This window comes from Helicobacter pylori SA213A (assembly GCF_000476275.1).
In the GTDB taxonomy this organism is placed as follows: domain Bacteria; phylum Campylobacterota; class Campylobacteria; order Campylobacterales; family Helicobacteraceae; genus Helicobacter; species Helicobacter pylori_CL.
The window spans coordinates 1-442 of sequence record NZ_CBOM010000071.1 but is presented as its reverse complement, the minus strand read 5'-3'; the positions used below and the strand labels follow the sequence as shown (position 1 = coordinate 442).

Genomic DNA, 442 nt, shown 5'->3' with positions numbered 1-442 from the left:
AAAGGCACAAGCAAACGAAATTAAAAATCTTCTTTAACTCTTTTTAAACCTTTCTTAAAAATACAATATAAACCTAGATGCTATAAAATGTCTGGGTTTTATTTTTAGTGTTTGAGAAAATTGATGCTTTAAAGCATGAAATCTATAAAGAGCGTTGGGCTTTTAGCCTTTTTAGAATATTAAGTGTAGTTTTAGACAAATGATATTAAAATCAGTAACCACTTTAGAAAAACAGCGATGGAGCGTGAAAAGTCGTTTGTTTTTAATAAGTGATAAAACAATATAAAGGAATAATATGGCATACAAATATGATAGAGACTTGGAATTTTTAAAGCAACTGGAATCTAGTGATTTATTGGATTTGTTCGAGGTGCTTGTTTTTGGTAAAGACGGCGAAAAAAGACACAATGAAAAACTCACAAGCTCAATAGAATACAAAAGG

At 29.4% G+C, this 442-nt stretch carries 1 protein-coding gene; it reads left to right on the top strand.

The window, feature by feature from the left end:
- Positions 1-295 precede the first annotated feature (295 nt).
- On the top strand, positions 296-442 hold a 147-nt coding region (locus QT74_RS07945), incomplete at its 3' end, for a DUF3944 domain-containing protein (protein ID WP_033765939.1).